Annotated in this window: 21 protein-coding genes; 3 read left to right on the forward strand and 18 right to left on the reverse strand. The window is 65.9% G+C overall.

Annotated elements, in window-relative coordinates; genetic code table 11:
* Window positions 1-46 precede the first annotated feature (46 nt).
* On the reverse strand, window positions 47-505 hold the full coding sequence (locus F816_RS0104915) for a hypothetical protein (RefSeq protein ID WP_019593773.1): 459 nt from the start codon (window positions 503-505) through the stop codon (window positions 47-49).
* A gap of 157 nt (window positions 506-662) precedes the next feature.
* On the opposite strand from F816_RS0104915, the gene F816_RS0104920 reads away from it, so the two are divergent.
* Window positions 663-1,094 carry an SRPBCC family protein gene (locus F816_RS0104920; RefSeq protein ID WP_019593774.1) on the forward strand — a complete coding sequence of 144 codons (432 nt, stop codon included), beginning with the start codon at window positions 663-665 and terminating at the stop codon, window positions 1,092-1,094.
* Window positions 1,095-1,113: 19 nt separating this feature from the next.
* On the opposite strand, the gene F816_RS0104925 is transcribed toward F816_RS0104920, so the two are convergent.
* The 5 genes from F816_RS0104925 to F816_RS0104945 form a co-directional block, all read right to left on the reverse strand.
* Window positions 1,114-2,481 carry a YihY/virulence factor BrkB family protein gene (locus F816_RS0104925; RefSeq protein ID WP_019593775.1) on the reverse strand — a complete coding sequence of 456 codons (1,368 nt, stop codon included), beginning with the start codon at window positions 2,479-2,481 and terminating at the stop codon, window positions 1,114-1,116.
* A gap of 38 nt (window positions 2,482-2,519) precedes the next feature.
* Entirely contained in the window at window positions 2,520-3,149 is a 630-nt protein-coding gene (locus F816_RS0104930; protein ID WP_038085394.1) for a YdbL family protein, read from the reverse strand.
* A gap of 88 nt (window positions 3,150-3,237) precedes the next feature.
* Window positions 3,238-5,310, reverse strand: a complete 2,073-nt coding sequence (locus F816_RS0104935) for a hypothetical protein (RefSeq protein WP_019593777.1) — start codon at window positions 5,308-5,310, stop codon at window positions 3,238-3,240.
* Complete coding sequence (locus F816_RS0104940) at window positions 5,310-6,101, reverse strand: YdcF family protein (protein WP_019593778.1); 792 nt, start codon at window positions 6,099-6,101, stop codon at window positions 5,310-5,312. Before F816_RS0104940 ends, F816_RS0104935 begins: the two co-directional genes overlap by 1 nt.
* Window positions 6,102-6,125: 24 nt before the next feature.
* On the reverse strand, window positions 6,126-6,608 hold the full coding sequence (locus F816_RS0104945; protein ID WP_018948581.1) for a Crp/Fnr family transcriptional regulator: 483 nt from the start codon (window positions 6,606-6,608) through the stop codon (window positions 6,126-6,128).
* A gap of 105 nt (window positions 6,609-6,713) precedes the next feature.
* Between F816_RS0104945 and F816_RS0104950 the strand changes: the two genes are divergently transcribed.
* Window positions 6,714-7,172, forward strand: coding sequence for a DUF6231 family protein (locus F816_RS0104950; RefSeq protein WP_019593779.1), 459 nt, complete (start codon window positions 6,714-6,716; stop codon window positions 7,170-7,172).
* A 29-nt stretch (window positions 7,173-7,201) separates the two neighbouring features.
* On the opposite strand, the gene F816_RS0104955 is transcribed toward F816_RS0104950, so the two are convergent.
* From F816_RS0104955 to F816_RS0104965, 3 genes are read right to left on the reverse strand one after another with little or no spacing between them, the layout of a single operon-like run.
* Window positions 7,202-8,521 (reverse strand): MFS transporter, encoded by a 1,320-nt coding sequence (locus F816_RS0104955; RefSeq protein ID WP_019593780.1) that lies wholly within the window; start codon window positions 8,519-8,521, stop codon window positions 7,202-7,204.
* Between the two features lie 22 nt (window positions 8,522-8,543).
* Window positions 8,544-9,278, reverse strand: coding sequence for an MBL fold metallo-hydrolase (locus F816_RS0104960; RefSeq protein WP_019593781.1), 735 nt, complete (start codon window positions 9,276-9,278; stop codon window positions 8,544-8,546).
* 38 nt (window positions 9,279-9,316) lie between these two features.
* Entirely contained in the window at window positions 9,317-10,000 is a 684-nt protein-coding gene (locus F816_RS0104965) for a metalloregulator ArsR/SmtB family transcription factor (protein WP_018948585.1), read from the reverse strand.
* 251 nt (window positions 10,001-10,251) lie between these two features.
* Between F816_RS0104965 and F816_RS0104970 the strand changes: the two genes are divergently transcribed.
* Window positions 10,252-10,701 carry a hypothetical protein gene (locus F816_RS0104970; RefSeq protein ID WP_018146058.1) on the forward strand — a complete coding sequence of 150 codons (450 nt, stop codon included), beginning with the start codon at window positions 10,252-10,254 and terminating at the stop codon, window positions 10,699-10,701.
* A 139-nt stretch (window positions 10,702-10,840) separates the two neighbouring features.
* On the opposite strand, the gene mnhG is transcribed toward F816_RS0104970, so the two are convergent.
* From mnhG to F816_RS0105015, 9 genes are all read right to left on the reverse strand, one after another.
* Window positions 10,841-11,239 (reverse strand): monovalent cation/H(+) antiporter subunit G, encoded by a 399-nt coding sequence (mnhG, locus tag F816_RS0104975; RefSeq protein ID WP_019593782.1) that lies wholly within the window; start codon window positions 11,237-11,239, stop codon window positions 10,841-10,843.
* Window positions 11,232-11,507 carry a cation:proton antiporter gene (locus F816_RS0104980; RefSeq protein ID WP_019593783.1) on the reverse strand — a complete coding sequence of 92 codons (276 nt, stop codon included), beginning with the start codon at window positions 11,505-11,507 and terminating at the stop codon, window positions 11,232-11,234. The genes mnhG and F816_RS0104980 overlap by 8 nt, the downstream gene beginning before the upstream one ends.
* Before the next feature lie 281 nt (window positions 11,508-11,788).
* Window positions 11,789-12,262, reverse strand: coding sequence for a Na+/H+ antiporter subunit E (locus tag F816_RS0104985; RefSeq protein WP_018948589.1), 474 nt, complete (start codon window positions 12,260-12,262; stop codon window positions 11,789-11,791).
* Window positions 12,259-13,764, reverse strand: coding sequence for a Na+/H+ antiporter subunit D (locus F816_RS0104990; RefSeq protein WP_019593784.1), 1,506 nt, complete (start codon window positions 13,762-13,764; stop codon window positions 12,259-12,261). Before F816_RS0104990 ends, F816_RS0104985 begins: the two co-directional genes overlap by 4 nt.
* Entirely contained in the window at window positions 13,761-14,108 is a 348-nt protein-coding gene (locus F816_RS0104995) for a Na+/H+ antiporter subunit C (protein WP_018146063.1), read from the reverse strand. Before F816_RS0104995 ends, F816_RS0104990 begins: the two co-directional genes overlap by 4 nt.
* The gene (locus F816_RS0105000; protein WP_019593785.1) at window positions 14,108-14,533 is read right to left on the reverse strand and encodes a Na+/H+ antiporter subunit B; all 426 of its coding nucleotides are present in this window, start codon (window positions 14,531-14,533) and stop codon (window positions 14,108-14,110) included. The genes F816_RS0104995 and F816_RS0105000 overlap by 1 nt, the downstream gene beginning before the upstream one ends.
* Entirely contained in the window at window positions 14,530-16,830 is a 2,301-nt protein-coding gene (locus F816_RS0105005; protein WP_019593786.1) for a putative monovalent cation/H+ antiporter subunit A, read from the reverse strand. Before F816_RS0105005 ends, F816_RS0105000 begins: the two co-directional genes overlap by 4 nt.
* Window positions 16,831-17,085: 255 nt before the next feature.
* Window positions 17,086-17,787: a TIGR04211 family SH3 domain-containing protein gene (locus F816_RS0105010; protein ID WP_019593787.1), complete on the reverse strand. Its 702-nt coding sequence runs from the start codon at window positions 17,785-17,787 to the stop codon at window positions 17,086-17,088.
* Between the two features lie 110 nt (window positions 17,788-17,897).
* Entirely contained in the window at window positions 17,898-19,232 is a 1,335-nt protein-coding gene (locus tag F816_RS0105015; protein WP_019593788.1) for a hypothetical protein, read from the reverse strand.
* Between the last annotated feature and the right edge of the window lie 133 nt (window positions 19,233-19,365).

Consider the following 19,365-nt stretch of genomic DNA (forward strand, 5'->3'; position numbering starts at 1 on the left):
TCCAGCCGCGCCCGGACGAACCGCACCAGCAACCCGGCCCTGGGTCTCACTGTGCACCACCGAACAGCCGCTGCCACCAGCGCCGACGACTGCCGGTGGGCGGCACCGCGACCTCGAGGTCCACCGGCGGCACCCGCGACACGACCCAGCCCGGCAGGACCCGGAGCCCGGAGGAGCCGCAGCTGGAGCCGAGGTTGTTGGGATCGAAGATCTTCACGAACTCCGGATGCTCGCGGTCGTCGACGTACACGATCCCGCAGTAATCCTCGTCGTGATCACGCCGCAGCAGGGCGTCGACCTCGTCGACGAAACGCCGGAAGGTCTCCTCCGGCACCGGCTGATCCGGGACGTCGTCGCCCACCGCATAGACATACCATCCGGCGTCCGCGCGCTCGCGCAGACGCTCCCACAGTTGATCCAGCTGCTCCCAGTACAGGATGCCGGTGGAACCGGCCTCGAATCGTTGCAGGAAGTCGGGTTCGGGACATTGTTGCGCGGTGGACATCAAGGGCATCCGGGGGTCGCCAGCATAAGCAAACATCGTAGGCCCCCACCCCGGATGCGACAAGCCGGTGGAAACCGATCCGACCCACACTTGCGTGGAACCCCGAACCCGCGCCAGGCTCTTAGTCCAAAGAGCCGCCAGCGAAGACGAATCCGCCATGCGAACGATCAGCCACTCCACCTCCCTGCGCGCCGAGCCGGATCGGGTCTTCGAGCTCCTGAGCCACGTCCCCAATTTCGTGGACCTGTGCGACCACGTGGAACATATCGAGCCGCTGGGCGATGACTGCTACCGCTGGACCATTCGCGCCGCCGGCATGCGCATGGGCTTCGACGTCGAAGTCTGCAGCGCCATCGCCCCCGAACACTTCGCCTGGCGCTCCATCCGCGGGATTCACAATCGCGGCAGTTACCGGCTGACCCCTGATGGCGAGGGCCATACCCGGGTGGACTTCGAACTGGAGTACAAGCTGAACCCGATCCTAGATGCCGCCGTGCGACGCGTGGCCCAGTCGCTGGTGGAGCGCGTATCGGGGCAGCTGATGGACCGCGCCCAACAGCGCCTGGACGCCGAGGCGCCACGCGCCTGACGGCCCTTCACGCGAGCCGTCAGGCGGTTTCCACCGCCCCGGAATCGCCGGAAGTCTCGTTCAATAGATCGCGCAGTGTGCGTCCATCCAGGCGTTCGCGGCGCGCGGAATCGACCTCCTTCAGGGTCGTTTCCACCGCGGTACTGCCGCGCAAGCGGCGGATCGCGCGGTCGTCGGTGTCCGCGCGCAGGGCCTCCAGGATCTCGTCCACACGGATGGCGTCGAGATCCCGCGCCGGGACCAGCTGCTGCCCGTCCTCGCCCGCCTTCAGCAACAGCCCGGCCTCCTCCAGCCGGCGCGCGGAGCCTCCCAGGGCATTGCCCGGGACGGCCAGCGCCGCGGCGACCTCGTCCAGCGTCGGCGCCGGATGCCCGTCATGGAAGCGCTGTCCGACCTGCTGCATCAGGTGCAGGCCCATGCGCTCGCGCCCCGCGCCGGACAAGCGCAGGCGGATACCGCGCACGTTCATGTATTCCGGGTGCTGCACGAAGAAGGCGACGTTCGCGCCGATCAGCAGGATCAGCCAGGCGAGATAGAGCCAGATCAGCAGCATGATCATGATCGCGAAGCTGGAGTAGATCGCCGCATAGCGGGTCGAACCCGCCACCATGTTAGCGAACACCCAGCCAACGCTCTGCCACAGCAACCCGGCCACCACGGCCCCGAGCAGCGCCGGGATCACCTTCACCCGGGTGTTCGGCACAAACACATAGATAAAGGCAAAGGCGGCGATGATCAGGAGATAGGGCACCAGCCGCGAGATCTCGGTGATCAGCATACCGACGGGCCCGATCCCGGCGACCGTCTGCATCGCCGCCGACGACATCACGGTGGCGGTCACCCCCAGAGCGGAGACCACCAGGACCGGACCGATCAGGATCACCGACAGGTAGTTGGAGAAGCGCTGGGCCAGGCTGCGGTTGTTCTCCACCCGCCAGATGGCGTTGAAGGCCAGCTCGATCTTCTGCACCAGTGCGATGACCGTGTAGACCAGGAACAGCAGACCCACGAACCCGAGCACGCCCACGCGCATATTGTCGACAAACTCGAGCACATTGTGGGCAATCTCCACCCCCTGCTCGCCCAGGGGCTCGAGCACGCCCAGCAAGAATGGCTCCACCGCGTTGTGGGCACCAAAGGCCTTGAGCACCGAGAATGACAGCGCCAGCAGCGGCACCATCGACAACAGGGTGGTGAACACCAGGCTCATCGCGCGCAGCGTCAGCTGCCCCTCGGAGACCTCGCGCACCAACGCGAAGACACCGCGTACCATCCCGAGCGGAACGGCCTTCCAGCGCGGCAACGCCGAAAGATCCGTGTCATTCACCAGCTCGGTCAACTGGCGGCGCCGGGCATCCAGGCGCTCGGCCCAGGCTATGCCGGCCACGCATCACTCCCGTGGATGGGGGGTTCCCTCACGCGCCGTTACTTCTGCTGCCACTGGCCGTTGCCGTCCTGGTACCAGTAACCCGAGGGGGCCTCTTCCACCCAGACGCGGGCAAAGGTCTCGCGGATCTGGCGTTCCCAGTCCGGACGGTCATTGGCCCGGGCGATCTCGCGGTAGAGCGAATCCCGATCCGAGTTCTCCTCGCTGATCAGTCGCTGCACGGTGCTGCGATCGCGCAGAGGAACCTCGGAGAGATCACGGATCACCACATCCGCATTGTTGCCGAATCCGATCGCACCGCTGCGGAAATGCGGTGCCAGCTGCGGCCCCCGCTCGCGCAGCGAGGCCCGGATGCGGTTAATGGCCGGGGTCTCGATCTGCAGGTCCGGGCTCTGCGCGGCGGCCGGGCTCACCAGGCGTTCCAGCACCCACACCAGCACCGGCGCGGCGCTCGCCGTGCCCGTGTGGCGCGGCTCCGACGGCGGCAGCTGCACACCGGACTCGGGCTCCGGTGCCGGCTCCGCCTCGGGCACCTGCAGCGCATCCCGCACGATGGCGCGCGCCGCCTCCTCCGCCGCTGCGGTGGGGAAGTAGATATTGATGGTCACGCAGCCCGCGAGCAGCGCGAACATCAGAGCCAGTCCCGGAACACTCCACAAAGCCTTCATGCCTGTCATCCCTTGTTCGGGCGGGTGAACCCCGCATGTGTCCAATCTACACCATCATCCTGAACCGTAACCAAACACCGCGGCTGACTCATTGCACGACCGGCCCCTCGCCGCCCTGAATCTGCGCCAGGCGGTCGATCAGTTCCGGCCAGTCCACCCGGCGGTTGTAGCCGATCACCTCGATCTGCGGCAGGCCACCGCCCTGTACCAGCACGAACCCGCCGTCCGGGCGATCTGCCACCCCGGAGGCCGTGCACACGTCCCCGCGCAGTTCGCAGCGAAAGCCCAGGCGGCGATAGCTGAAGTTCTCGAAAAAGCGCAGGAAGATCGACGAGGCCGCCGCCTGCAGACCGCCACCCAGCTCGGTGATGTTCTCCACCGCCCGCTGGCTGATGCGCCGCCGTCCCGGATCGTCCATTGGTGTCATCAGCTCCAGGTTCATGTGCACCGGCGACCAGTCCACCATCACCAGATCGTTCACGTGTCCCGACAACCGTCCCTGGATCCGGCCGATATCGAAGGCCCGCGTGACCAGTTCCAGGTCCAGACGCTGGATCTGCGTCGACAACCCGAGCTCCGGTGCGTACCCGAACAGATCGTGAATATAGACATCGCGCAGCACCACCTCGCCATCGAACACCTGGACCAGCAGCCGCCCATCCACGTTCAGATCACCGTCCTCCAGGCGCACGCGCGGGATCATCCCGGCGACCTGCCCGGAGAATCGGGGCCAGCCCAGGACCTCGGTCAGCGGCTCCAGACTGATCGCCCGAATCCCGCCCTGGAACTGCACGTCCGGCTCCGTCTGCTGCACGCTGAAGGCCCCGACCCGCAGGCCGCCATCGAGGATCGGGATCTCGGTCGCCTCCAGCAACTCCAGCCCCTGCGGCCGCGCACGCACCCGGGCGGAAAACCCGTCGAACGGCAGGCCGTACAGATGGGCGGCATCAAAGCCGATGCGGCCGGGACCACCCGGCACGGTGGCAGACCAGTCCAGCTCGCCCCGCGCACCGCTCACACCAAACCGCCCACGCCGGTCCTGGGCCTCGACCCCGGACCATTCGAGCCGGGCGTAGTGCGGCTCGGAGGCCTGCACCTCGACCTCGCCGGTCATACGCCCAGCGGCATCCAGTTCGCCCAGGGCTGTCCCCACCAGCCACGGCGACAGCACCGTCTCGTAGATCACACCAAGTGCCCCGACCTCACCCCGGAACTGGCCATCCAGACCACGTTCGGGCGCGAAGGCGAGACCCTGTCCCTGCAGCGAGGCCGCCTCGCCATAATCCAGTGACAGCGACTCCGCTCGCATCGCTCGGCTCTCGCCGTCCACCACCACCCCGCGGGCGTCCAGGGCCAGCGGACCCTCGGCATCCAGATCGACAAACCAGGGATCGACGAACACCACACCCGCTGTCAGTGCCAGATCAACATCCCAGCCGTCGGCATCGCCCGCGAGGCGCAGCCGACCGCCCAGTTCTTCCCCAGCCTGCAGGCCCAGATCGTCGCTGAATGCGAGATCATGCACCGTCAGGGTGACCTCGGAACGCCCGCGTTCACGCCAGTGCAGCGCGAGATCCGCCGTGCCCTGCCCCAGATGCACGGGCAAATCCATTGGCAGGCGCGCCGAACCGGCCAGGGCCGCCAAGTCAAGGCCAGCTAGGTCGGCCCGCACATCCCAGCCGCGGGCGGGATCCAGCCGCACGTGGAAATCGCCCTGCGCCCCGAACCAACCGGGCCACGCACCCGCCAGCGCAAGCGCGCCCGTCTCGCGCCCCCAATACAGGCCTACCGGGGCACCCCGCAGGTGCAGATCCCCGGCATCGCCCCAGAGTCGCGCCTTATCGCAGCGGACCTCGGCACGACTTACCTGCAGATCTCTGCATTCCACACGCAGGTCTTGCAGGGTTCCGATCGGTTCGGGGAGTTCGACGCGATCCGCGCGGATCTCCAGGGACAGGCCTTCGCGCGTCCATTGCACACGGGTGCTCAGGCCATGCGCGTCGAGATCGTCGCGCAACAGGGATTCGATCCGCAGATCCAGCTGGATGCCGCCATCGAACTCCGCCTCTGCATCCGCGGCCACGGCCACACCCGCCAGCAGAAAGAGCACCAGCCCGACCGCCGCGCCATACAAGCCCGGTGCACGGCGCAGCGCGAGCATCAGGCCGGGTCGCCCCGCTCCGGCAGACGGTCGCGTAGCGGCCGCGCCAGGCGGGCCAGCCATTCGCGCATCGCGAAGCGCGACGTCTCCAAGGCCTCGAGGGTCGGTAAGAAGTCCTCGACCCGCCGGGGATCGCCCGTGGGGCCGCGAAAGCCGGTCGGTGCCGGGTCGGCCGCCAGGCCCGCACGTTCGAAGCAGGCCAGCGCGCGCGGCATGTGCAGGGCCTGAGTCACCACCAGCACCCGTTGCACGTCGCTTTGCTGCAGGCGCTGGCGGGTATGCATGGCGTTTTCGCAGGTGTTGCGCGAGGTGCTCTCCAGCCAGCGCACCGGCACCCCCAGATCGGTTTGCAGGGTGGCCGCCATCAGCTCGGCCTCGGAGCGCCGCCCGGGCAACGCGCCCGGACGCCCGCCCGAGACCAGCAGCGGCAGCCCGGTATCGCGGTGCAGCCGGGCGGCATGGCGCAGGCGCTCGTGGGTCTGGGGATTCAGGGCGTCGCGGCCGCCATCCTCGCCGCGTCCGGGCCAGCGTCCGCCGCCCAGCACCACGATGGCATCGGCGCGTCCCACCGCGACCACGGCATCACGCAGATCGCGCTCAATGGCGTGCGCCAGTGGCTGGGCAACAACATTCAGGCTTGGCAGCACCAGCGCCAGCAGACCGATCGCCAATAACGGCCGCCCCCCGCGCCAGTCGGCGCGCCAGAAGACGACCCCGACCAGGGTCAGCGCGATCCCAAGCCCCGGGGGCAGCAACAGGTATTCGGCAACCGTCTGCAGGGATGCGAGCACGGCGCTCTCCGCCTGCGATCCGCCCTACTTCTTGCCCGGGGAATAGAGGTAGTGGGCGTAGGTGGCCACGTCCTCGGAGACCCGGCGGATCAGGTGATCCAGGCTGATGATGGCGAACTCCAGCAGGTTCACCGCGATGTACGGCTGCTCGACGCGCAGGCGGTCATACATGGAGCGCGAAAGACGCAGCAGGCGGGTATTGTCGCTCAGGGCGCGCATGCGCACGCCGCGGGGCACGCGGTCAAAGAACGACATGGACCCAGCCAGCTCGCCGGTTTGCATACGACCGACCTCGATCTCCTGGTTGCCGTCGTCATGGTACAGCGCGGCGGTCCCGCTGACGACGAAGAACAACGACTCCCCGACCTCGCCGATATCGGCGATCACCTGCTTGTGGTGGGTTTCCAGCACCTCCAGGTATTCGAGAAGGATCTCGACCTCGGCCGGCGTCAGCGACGCCGAGATCGGGTGTTTGGAGAGGAATTCGGTCAGCAAATCCTTGGACATGGAGAGGCTTCCTTCTGACGGGTCCGCAGTAGATGTGGGAGTACATTAGAGTATAACGAACGCGACCCCGGGACGGGGCGACCAAGACCACCGGGGAGGTACCGCTTGATCGACATCGATGCCCTGCGCCGCCACCTGCCGCAGCGCCTGCGCGACGGCCGGACCGTCCTGCTCGTGGCCGACTCGGATAGCCAGGAAAGCCCTCCGGGCGTGGAGCAGGAGAGCGTCGCGGCATTTCTCGAGCACCCACCCGGGCCGCGCGTGCCGCTGGTCCTGCTGCCGGATACGCTGAGCGCTCTGGACGTCACGACGGGCCAGAAACTCCTGGGCGGGCTGCGCGACCGCTGGGCCGACGAGGTGCTCATCCTGCACCGCCGGGACGACGAACGCTGGGGCCTGAACGATTTCCTCGCCCTCGGCTTCCGCCACGACCCGGAGGCCGAGGCGGCCGCGCCGGATCACACGGTCTATCGCACCAGCCTGTACGACTACAAGCTCACCCCCGACTGGCTGAACGCCCGCTTCTGGGCCAACCCGGAGATGTGGGACAAGCGCCGCTGGTAGCGGCGCCCGGCGGACGAGACGCCATACGCCTAATCGTCGTCGGGGTTCAGGCGCGGATGCGTCTCCTCGCCCCACCACCAGACCACGGCGCCGGAGGCAAACATCGCGATCACCACGAACCAGAAGCCCCAGACCACCGACCCGCCAATATGGGCCACGATGCCCAACCCGAAGGCCCCCACTCCGTAGCCAAGATCCCGCCAGAAGCGGTAGGTCCCGATCGCCGAACCGCGCCAGTTCGGGTGCGCGATATCCGCCACTGCCGCGCTCAGGTTGGGATACAGCAGCGCCATGCCGAGACCGGTCACCGCCGCCGCGAACGACCACCACAGCACGCCCTCGCCCAGCAGCGTCAGGGCCACCCCGCCGCCGCAGATCCACATGCCCCAGATAATCGGCTGCCGGCGGCCAATATAGTCCGACAGGCGGCCGGTGAGGAACTGCGATCCGCCCCAGACAAACCCGTAGATCCCGACCACCCAGCCGATCGCCGCGAGGCTGAGCCCCTGCTGGTAGAGAAACACCGGATAAAACACCCACACCAGCGCATCCACGAACTTCTCGACCAGCCCCGCCTGACTGAACGCGGCCATGCGCCGGTCGCGCCAGGACATCAGCGTGAACACCTCCCAGGTGCTGGGCGTATCGGAGATATTCTTCGAATACCGCGGGATGGGCCCTGTGGACTGCCCCGCGGCATGCCGCGCGCCCTCGGCCTTCGCCCAGTCCAGGGTCTCGCGCACAAACAGCGCCGTCAGCACGATCGCCAGCGCGATGACCACCAGGCCAAAAATCAACAGCCCCATGCGCGGACCGAACGCTGCGGCCATGTAGCCCGTCACGATCCCCGCCACTGCGACCCCGACATAGCCGGAGAACTCGTTCATCCCCATGGTGAAACCGCGTTCATCGGCACGGGTGATGTCCATCTTGGCCGTCTGGGTCATCGACCAGGCCAGGCCCTGGTTCACGCCCAGCAGCACGGTCGCGGCCACGATCCAGCTCCAGGACGGCGCGTAGAGAATCATGAACGGGATCGGGATCGCCGCCACCCAGCCCAGCATCAGGACGGTCTTGCGGCCGAGCCGTTCGGACAGGCGACCGGCAACAAAATTGAGCGCCCCCTTCACCACGCCAAAGGCGACCACAAACGCGGTCAGCAGCATGAACGAACCCTCGGCCACCCCGAACTCGCTCTCCGCCAGGGCTGGCACGACCGTGCGCATCATCCCGATCGTCAGGCCGACGAAGAAAACCTGGATCAGCTGCTGACCGAACTGCCCGAGGTTCTCCCGGATCCCGTGCGTCAGGTGGGCATAGGCCTCCGCGGCCTTGCGATGGTCCGTCATGGCGAGTCCCTCTTGTTTCCGATCAGGCCGCGATGTTCGCGGCAACGTAGGCATCCATTCCTGCAGGACGCGGCGGAATGTCTTCGGTCAGAAAGTCGACGAACGCGTCGCGGTCGCGGATCCCTAGGCCCGGGTTGAAGCGCTTTTCGAAGCCCAGGGTGGACGAGGGCTTGCCGGACAGACCTGCGCCACAGGCGCTACCGGCATAATGGCCCGGGTAGATCTCCAGCTCGTCCGGCAGGCCCAGCAGGCGTTGCTGCAGGCTGTCGAACATGCGCCCTGCCATCTCCCGCTCGCGCCCCGCCAGGTCAGGGCGCCCAATGCTTCCGATAAAAAGTGTATCGCCGGTCAACACGAACCAGGGCTGATCGCCGCGACGCTTGTCGGTAACCAGCAGGCACACGCTGTCCTCGGTATGGCCCGGAGTATGGATCACCTCGACCTCGACATTCCCGGCCGCGATCCGCTCGCCATCCTCCAGTGCGTGGAAGTCGAACCCGACCACCGAGCGATCCGACGCGTGCAGGCAGTACTCGGCTCCGGCACGCCTTGCCAGATCACGGCCGCCGGAATAGTGGTCGGCATGGATATGCGTATCGATCACATGAGTGATCGCGACACCCGCCTCGCGGGCCCGCTCCAGAAACCAGTCCTGGTCGCCGTCCACCACATCCACGGCGATCGCCTTCCCTAGCGATCCACAGCCGAACAGATAGGACAACGACGATTCCCGCGTGGGTAGCTGATGGAAAAACATGACGTGCCTCCTGGACCGATTTCCGGTCTCTCCCTGGGTTAGTTGGATTCCGAGTCCTGGGTAATGGGCAGACCCTGATAGCGCCATTCGGCGACGCCATCCTCGAAGCGGGTCGCCTGGAATCCGTGCGCGGCCAGGATCTCTACAGCCTCGCTGGCCATCAGGCAGTAGGGACCGCGGCAATAAGCCACCACCGGTCGGTCGGTCGGCAGCTCGCCGAGCCGATTGCGCAGCTCGCTGATCGGGATGGATCGGGCATACGGCAGATGGGCGTTGGCGTATTCCATGCCGGGACGGACATCGAGAACGATGAGGTCGCCGCGACGAGCCTGTTCCAGCAGTTCGGGGCCCGCCATCGGGGCCAGCTCGCCAGGGCCCTCGGCCATTTCGCGGGTCGCGGCCTGCAACTCGAGCAGGCGCTCCTCCGCCAGGGTGCGCAGCATCACCCAGAAATCCGCGACATGCTGATCCACCAGGCGGTAGAACATATGGCGCCCTTCGCGCCGGGCCTCGACCAGCCGCGCCTGGCGCAGCTCCTTCAGGTGGGCACTGGTCAGCTTCACGCTGAGCTCTGCATCCGCCGCCAGCTGCTCAACGCTCTTTTCGCCCTGCACCAGCACCTCGATCAATTCCAGGCGCTTCGGGCTGGCCGCGGCGCGCGCGATGCGGGCCACCTGTTCGTACAGAAGATCCTTGAGTTCACGTCCCGACACAGCGTTCATTCCAATATTCATTGGAATGAACGATAGATGACCCGGGCATCGCACGCAAGTCCGGTGACGACCCGCATCTGGCCGCGGAGGACGCCTCCCTCCACCAGGGCGCGCTGGATCGGGCCCTCCGGTTTCTGGGTGATTTTGGGGTCTCGCCTATTCCTGAGTATTTTACTCGGGAACTTCAATTAGAAGTTGCTTACTAACTTAACGAGCAACCCGTGCCTTCGGGCACACTTCCCCTGCAACAGGAGAACGTCATGAGCCAACTGATCAACAACTTCCCGGCCGACGGTGTCGTCACCATCAACCGCGTGATCCTCAAGCCGGAATACACCATCGACGATCTGCAGGAACGTGTCGCAGTCCTCTGCGAGAACGTAAAGACCTATCACTCGGATACCGGCTTCGTCGGCGGCTTTGTCGCGCTGAACTCCGGCTCCGTCTCCAATGAAGGCTCCACCATCGGCCAGGCAGTCGAGAGCCCGATGAAGGACAAGGAAGCCCTCATCATCACCTTCTGGAATAGCTTCGACGAACACGAAGCGTCGCACCAGAGCGAGACCTTCCAGCCCCTGTTCCAGCAGGTACTGGAACTGTGCGAGAACGGAAACGAGGAGATCGCCTACGAGATGCTCTGGTCCGGCGCAGCCTACGACCCGGAACAGGCGAGGGCTGCCCGCGAGGCGAAGGAAACCCACGCGGCCTGAGGGCCGATATTCAGGAACGATCGTCTCTCCAACGACTGTACCCATGGCCGGGGCCTTGCGCCCCGGCTTTTTCGTGTCTGACGTAGCGCCATGGCTCCGTACCCAGGTAATCAACCGTCCGCCCGAACCGGGTGCCGGTTCAGGAACGTGGAGCCGGGTCGTCCTTGTTGACGTCTTGTATCTCCGGGGGCGAAGCCAGGGTATGCGTCTTCTCGTCGTAGCGCCCCTTCAGCTCGTCCGTCTTGCTGTGCTCCCACAGCGGCACCCCGACAAAGTAGCCGGCGCGCCCGATCGCGTGCGCGGCCACCGGTGCGGTGAGCAACAGGAAGCCAATCACCGCCACCGCACGGGTGGTGACCCCGCCATCGCCAAAGTAGACCGCCACGCCGACCATCATCAGGCCCGCCCCCAGCACACCGGCCTTGGTGGTGGCATGCAGGCGCATCGGCAGGTCGGGCATGCGCACCAGGCCCAGTGCCGCGACCACCATGAACGCGGCCCCGACGACCAGGAACAACCCCGTCAAGAACTCAGTCATCGTCCCGATGCCCCCCTTTCTCCAGGTAACGGGCAAAGCCCACTGCGGCAAGGAACGCGGTCAACGCCAGCACCATCGCCACGTCGATGAACGGGGTGCGGCCACTGGAGATCACGTAGACCGCAATGAAGCCGATGGTCAGCGACGCAATCAGCTCCAGTGCCACCACGCGATCCGGCAGCGTCGGCCCCAGGTACAGCCGCCAGAACGCCAGCACCAGGGCCAGGCTCAGCAATGCGTTGGAAGCAACTATAGCGATATCGAACATCGGACCTCCCCGCGCCTAGTGGGCCATGCGGTTAATAAGGTAACGCTCAGCCGTCGCACAAGCGTTGTGGGCAAGGCGCGCAAGCGCAGGACTGGCCTTCGCCCATTCAAGCGAGCGGAACGCAGCCCACGGCGCTTGTGCGACGGCCCTTCGGGAGCCACTGTGCTGGCGCGACTCGGCGTTGCGTTTCTTGGCAAGGACGCTGCCATTCCCTGCGAAACGCGCCTTGATTCGCGCCAGCACAGTGGCTCTGAGCGTTACCTTATTAACCGCATGGCCCACTAGCGCAGGACCTCCAGGGCGCGGTGTTCCAGGTACTTGATCGAGCGGATCACCGCATCCCGGTCCTCGAGGTACATCACGTGGATATACAGCACCTTCTTGTCGGTGGAGACGTCCAGGCTTAGCGTCCCCGGCGTCAACGAGATCAGATTGGCGACGATGGTGATCTCGCCATCGGTCTTCGCATCCAGCGGGAAGGCAATCACACCCGGCACCATGTGGTGGGTCGGGGTCATCACATCGTAGGCAACCTTGAGGTTCGACAGGAACAGTTCCCACAGGAAGAAGCCGATAAACCCGATGAATTTCGGCACCCGCCGCGCGTAGCTGGAAAACCCCGGCTTGTCGCGCAGGGCAAAGGCCAGCAGCACGTAGCCAAGGAAGAACCCGACCAACAGATTGCCGGTGGTAAACGTCCCGGTCAGGAAGACCCAGATCAGGGCCAGCGCGATGTTCCAGGTCAGCGCGATCATTGGCGCGCCTCCCCGAGTACTGCCTCGATGTACCGCGACGGATCCAGCAACTGCTCGGCCGACATCGCCGCCATCTGATAGATGGGCTCGCCGTAGAGACCGATGGCCACGGTCATCAGGGCCAGCATGATCACCGGGATCCACATCCAGATCATGGGGCCGGAGGTGACATCCTGCGTCTGGCCCTCGACCCCTTCGGGCTGCGCCTTCCAGAACACCTCGGCCCAGATCTTGATCATCGAGTACAGCGTCAGCAACCCGACCACCAGCGCGACCGCCACCACCCAGTAAGCCTCGGCCTCGATACCCGCACGGATGATGATGAACTTGGCAAAGAAGCCGGACAGCGGCGGCAGCCCTGCCAGCGACAAGGCCGGGATCAGGAACAGCACGCCCAGCATCGGATGCGTGCGGTAGATCCCGCCCATCAGCTTCAGCTCGTGGGTGCCCTTCATCACGAACGTGATCCCGCTGATCAGGAACAGATTCGCCTTCACGATGATGTGATGCATGATGTAGAACACCCCGCCCACCAGGGCCAGCGGCGTGAACAGCGCCAGACCCATGATCATGTAGCCGATCTGGCTGATGATGTGGAACGACAGGATCCGCCGGAATTCGTAATGCGCGGCCGCCCCGAGCACGCCGGTCAGCATGGTCGCCGCCGCGACCCACAGCAGGATCTCGTGGGTGTAATTGACTTCCTGGTTGAAGATCAGCGTGAACACGCGGTACAGCGCGTACACCCCGACCTTGGTCAGCAACGCCGCGAACAGCGCGGAGACCGCCACCTTCGGCGTGTGGTAGGACGCCGGCAACCAGAAGAAGAACGGGAACGCCGCCGCCTTCACCCCGAACGCGACCAGGTACAGCATCGCGATCACGGTCACCAGACCGGTGTCCTCGACGGTGGACAGTTTGTCGGCGATATCCGCCATGTTCAGGGTGCCGGTCAGCCCGTAGGTCAGGCCGATCGCAGTCAGGAAGATCATCGACGACAGCAGGTTCAGGGTGACGTACTTGATCGCCCCTTCCATCTGCGCGCGTTCGCCACCCAGGATCAGCAGCGCGAACGAGGCGACCAGCATCACCTCGAACCACACGTAGAGGTTGAAGATGTCGCCGGTGAGGAACGCACCGTTCACCCCCGCCAGCAGCAGATGCAGCAGCGGGTAGTAACCGAACTTCTCCGACATCTTGCCAATGCCGGAGAGCGAGTAGATCGCCGTGGCGAAGCCGATGATGCCGGTCAGCACCACCATGATCGCCGCCAGCATGTCGGACACCAGCACGATACCGAATGGCGCGGGCCAGGAACCCATCTCCATCACCACGTGCCCGTGTTCCCAGGTATCCGCCAGCAGCCAGATGCTCACGGCCAGCATCAATCCGGTTCCGAGCACGCCGAGGGCACGCTGGGCGAAGTGCGAACGCCACAGCATCACCGACAGCGCACCGACCAGCAGCGGCACGATGATCGGGAGGGCCACGGACATCATCATCGATCGGTGTCCTTCATCTGGTCCATGTCATCGGCCTGCACCACTTCGTAGGCGCGGTGGATCAGCACCACGGCAAACGCCAGCACCCCGAAACCGATCACGATCGCCGTCAGCACCACGGCCTGCGCCAGGGGATCGGCCGCGACCCCCTCGGGCACCGTATCTCCGGGGGAGATCAGTGGTGGCGCGCCCGACGTCATGCCGGCAACGGTAAAGATCAGCAGGTTGGCGGCATTCGACAGCAGTACCAGGCCGATCACCAGCTTCACGATCGAGCGGCGCAGCATCATGTAGATGGCCGCGGCATAGAGACCGCCGACCACGAAGGCCATGACGACTTCCATTAGTCCTCCGCCTCCGCGAGGTTGAGCATGATGGTCAGCACCGAGCCGATGACCACCAGGTACACCCCGATATCGAAAATCAGCACGGTCGAGAGCTTCATCTCGCCGAAGATCGGCGCAGTGAACTCCCACCACTGGGCAGTAAAGAAGGCCTGCCCGCGAAACACGCCGGGAATGGCACTGATCACCGCCAGCACCATGCCGGCACCCAGAAGATCCCGAGGGTCCACCCGCAGCACCTTGCGTGCCGACGCGGTATCCATCGAAAACAGGTACAGCAGGATCGCTGCCGCCGCGACCAGCCCACCAATGAAACCGCCGCCCGGCTCGTCGTGCCCGCGCAACAGGAGGAACACGGAAAACAGCAGCAGCAGCGGCAGCAGGAAATGTCCCGCGGTGCGCAGGATCAGGGAATGCATGTTCATCGGCGGTCCTCCGCGCGGAAACGAAGCATCGCGTACACCCCGATCGCCGCCAGCGCCAGCACGAAAATCTCGCCCAGGGTATCCAGTGCACGGAAGTCGACCAGCACCACGTTAACGATGTTGCGGCCGTAACCGGACGGCACCGACTCGTCGATAAAGTACTGCGAGATGGAGTCGAACAGCCGCGCATCCACGGTGCTCAGGATCAGCAGCGTGATCATGCCGCCCATCACCAGCGCGATCCCGGCATCCCGCACACGCAAGGCGGTGGACGACAGGTTCAGGAAGCCCGGCAGGCGGAACAGCACCAGCACCAGCAGGATCACGGTCAGGGTTTCGACCAGCACCTGGGTGATGCCGACATCCGCCGCACTGTAGAGCACGTAGACCAGCGCCACGGTAAAGCCCAGCGAGCCCAGGGCCGCCACCGCGCCCAGTCGCGAGTGGGTCAGAACCGCGAACAGCGCCGAGGCCACCAGGACCGCCAGGATTGCGATCTCGTGGACCTTCAGGCCCTCGAAGTTCAACGACCCGACGCCAACCTCGAACAGCTGGGCGGTGACCCCGACCAGAGCCGCGGTCACCACGACGATCACGATCACGTAATAGCGCAGATAGCCGTTCTGCAGCACCCGGGTCTGCCACTCGGACAGCCAGACCAGGCCGTCCATCATCTTGAAATAGCCCCTCTCCGGGCCGTATTCGGCGGCGCGATCGACCCAGGCCAGCGCGCGGCGCGCCTGTTCCCAGCGCCAGTAGAGAACCCCACCGGCCAACAGGCTGAAGGCGGAGATCGCCAGCGGCCAGTTCAGGCCGTGCCACAGCGACAGATAGCCGTCGACCGGCGCGCCCTGCACGCTGGCTGCGGCCGCGTTGATCAGCCCCTCGTCGGCAAGGCCCGGCCCCAGGCCGAAGATCAGCCCCAGGCTCGCGAGCACCGCGGGACCGGCCAGCATCGCCACCGGGGCGTCGTGCTGCGGGGTATTGGGTGTTTCCACCTTCGGCCCGAACCACGGCCGGATGCCGACGATCGCGGCGACCGCCACCCCGAGGATCGCGGTCAGCACCGCCAGCAGGGTCAGGATGCCGACCAGACCCGGAGCCCCAAGCACCGACTCCAGCATCAGCTCCTTGGCAACGAAGCCGAACAGCGGGATCACGCCCCCCAGCGACAACGCCGCGAGGATCGTGAATGCCGCCGTCACCGGCAGTGCGCTGCGCAGCCCGCCGGTCTGCAGGAAGTCCTTGGCCCCGGCCTCGTGATCCAGGATGCCCGCGACCATGAACAGCGCGCCCTTGTACAGGGAATGCGCCAGCAGGAACGCCATCGCCGCCATCAGCGCGGTTTCGGTGCCGATACCGATCAACATGGTGAGGGTGCCCAGCGCCATCACCGTGGAATACGCCAGCACCTTTTTCACGCCCGTGGAGCGGTAGGCCAGGAACACACCCGTGAACATGGTCACCGAGCCGACCAACACCAGCGTGGTGAACCAGACATCCGTGCCACCGAGCGAGGGATTCAGGCGCGCCAGCAGGTAGATGCCTGCCTTCACCATGGTCGCCGAGTGCAGGTAGGCGGAGACCGGCGTCGGCGCCGCCATCGCGCGCGGTAGCCAGAAGTGGAACGGAACCTGCGCCGACTTCGTGAAGGCCCCGAGCAGGATCAGGAACAACAGCGGCAGATACAGCGCATGCTCGCGCACCACGTCGCCGTTGGAGAGGATCTCGGAGATCTCGTAGGAACCGCCGGCCATCGCCAGCATGATGATGCCGGCGAGCATTGCCAGGCCGCCGCCGACGGTTACGAACAGGCCCTGCAGCGCGTACTTGCGGGCATCCGCGTTCTCGTGGTTGTAGCCGATCAGCAAATAGGACGTGATACTGGTCAGCTCCCAGAACACGAACATCGCGATCAGGTTATCCGCCAGCACCAGCCCGAGCATGGAGCCCATGAAGGCCAGCAGGATCACGTAGAAGCGCCCGAGGTCGCGATCCTTCTCGAGATAGCGCCCGGCGTAGGTGACGATGAAGAAGCCAATGCCCGAGATCAGCAGCGCGAACAGCAGCGACAGGCCGTCCACCAGGAACGAGAGCTGGATATCCAGCCCCGGCAGCCAAGGCCAGGCCAGCACGATGGATTCGCCGCTGGACACCGCTGGCAGGAAGCTCAGGAAATAGACGAACAGCCCGGCCGGCAACAGGCCCAGCACCCAGCCACTGGTGCGGCCGGTCAGGCGGTGGATCGTGGGCGCAAACGCCGCCACCAGGAACGTTGACAGAATTGCGTACAGCATCCGGTCAGCTCAGTCCTTTCAGTTCCGGGCCAAGGCACGCGGCCGCGACCGCGCATGTGAGGGGTCCTTCCAATCCTGACTCGTGGAGCCGCTCAAGGCACCCCAGGGTCAAATCGGTCGCGGAAGCCTACCGACTCGGCCGGGGGCGCGCAAGAAACGTGATGTTCCTCGCGCAAGCCCGGAAAGACACGCTGACACCGGCCCTGCCAAACCAAAAGAACCGGTCTCAGGAAAGCGCCGATCAAAACCCCGATATCAGCTCCATTCGCTGCGACGGCGGCGCGAGGGGATGCGCGTCAGGACAACCCCGAGGATCACCGAGCCCACAGTGACCAGCGCCCCGGTCATGAACCACTTGCGCTGACTGTCCGCCTGCATCACCTCGACCTGACGGCGATACTCATCGGCGGAGTCGCGGGCATCGATCAGGTTCTCTTCCAGGCGACGATTCTCGCGCTGGATTTCCTGCGGCCGCGAGGCGATATCACGCAGCTCTTCCAGCTCGGTTTCCATCTCCGCGAGCTGTGCCTGCAGTTCGTCACGTTCCGCGGTCAACGCATTGCGCCGATCCAGCAGTTCCGCGATCCGGCCCTCCTGGTCATCTGCCCCGGAGCGGATCTCGGCCAGCTCGGCCTCGACTTCGGCCAGGCGCTCGCGCGAATGCGGCTCGTCCTGCAGGTAGCGGGTCAGGATCCAGGCCTCGTTGCCGCTGGGCAGGCGCACCCGGCTCCAGCCGTCACCGGACTGCTCCATCACGGCCACGGGCTGTCCGGCACGTACTGCGCTGACGATCCGGTTCTGGTTCGACGGACCGCCACGCACGCCGACCTCCAGTTCCTCGCTGATATACCGGGTCTGCTGAGCGGCGGCGCCGCTCCAGGCCACCATCAGCAATCCGCCCAGAACCAGCACCATCACCCGCATCGGCCACCCATTCGTCGTCATGTCTTCTGCCATCTCTTGATTCGTCAGGGATCAACGGCGCTGCATTCTACAGCGGTATCCGTGCAGCGCGTGCCAGGCCGCGCCAGGGGTTGATCGAGTTCACATAACGGTTGCCGCGAGCCTTACAAGAACTGCTCGCGCACCACCCGCGACGGAAACGTGAGCAGGTCAAACGCCATCGGCGCCAGTCGGCGGATCTGCGCCGCCGCCACCGCCAGCAGGTACAGGACACCGGCCAGCACGGCGAGCAGCAAGCTCAGAAATCCACCCAGCATCACTCGGGTCGCCTGCAGGACGCCCACCAGCCAGATCGGTGCCAGCGCCACGATCAGCGGGATCACCAGTCCCAGGATCGCCCCCACCGACTGTTCGAACAGATCCAGCGTCACCGGGGGTGCCTCGCTCCCTGCCAGCAGGGTATCCACCATTTCCTGGCGATAAGCCACCCACTCCAGGTGGAAACCGCCAAACCCGGAGACCAGCGTCAGCGCGGCCAATGCCACCGCAGCCACCACCACCAGGGCACGGCGCACGCCGTCGCTGCCGTCCATCAGGGATTGTGGCAAGAGCCGCGAGACACCGCGGGCCTCCGCCAGCAGCCAGCCACAGACCGCGGCCGCCCCCAACAGGATCACGACCACCAGATCCGGAAAGGCCACGCCGCCGGCCTCCATGGACGCCGGAAATTGCGAGCCCAGGGCCGGGTCGAACAGGCGCTGGTACACGATCACTGCGACCGCCGTCAGCGCCAGTCCGGCTGCGCCCAGCAGCCACTGGCTACCCGCCTGGGCATACGCCGGCCACTGTCGGTGCGCCGGATGGTCGCGGCTCTCGCAACGAGTCAGACCGTTGTCGAGACGTTCGCCCTGGCGCTGCAGGTCCGCCAGTCGTCGGTGAACTTGCTCCAGGCGCCCGGTCAGCTCGTGCAACGGGGCCTCCATGCGGCGGCGCGCCGACAACAGGCCACGGGCCATCTGGCGGTGCTCCTCCATACCCAGGCGAGCGATACGCAGCACCGTCTCCTGCATGTCCTGCGCCAGACGTTGCCCCTGCGGGCTCTCGCCGACGGGCGTGCTCACCAGCGCCTCCAGCCGGCTGACCCAGCCCGGCTCGGCGGACAAGCGCCCCTCGTCGCGGGCGTAGGCGTCCTCCAGCTGGCGCAGCGTCTCGTGGACCTGCTGGCGCAGATCGGGGATCTCGGCCAGATCATGGCCCACCAGCCGAGCGTAGCGCCGCTCCAGGGCATGCACCGCGACATGGACGCGCTCCGCCTCCAGCCTCGCCAAATGCGCCTGGTGCCAGCGCTGAGCCGTATCGCGCAGATGCAGCACCTGGCGCCGCAGGGCACAGACCAGGCGCGTAATCCCACCCGTCAGGCCCACCAGCAATCGCCGCAGCGGCCGTCGCGCCAGATCGAGCACGATAATCGCGACAACAACCCCCACTACCCACAGCATTACAGTGACCGCCACGACGACCCCTTGCTTATTGTTTTACGGCATGGTCGGTGCCCGCACCCTCCAGCGCAACTCGGACCTCCGCCTTCGCGCTCCGATTATGTCGCAACGCCTCCACGCCTGCCGGCGCGCG

The sequence above is a fragment of the Thioalkalivibrio sp. ALM2T genome, from assembly GCF_000381505.1.
Lineage (GTDB): Bacteria > Pseudomonadota > Gammaproteobacteria > Ectothiorhodospirales > Ectothiorhodospiraceae > Thioalkalivibrio > Thioalkalivibrio versutus.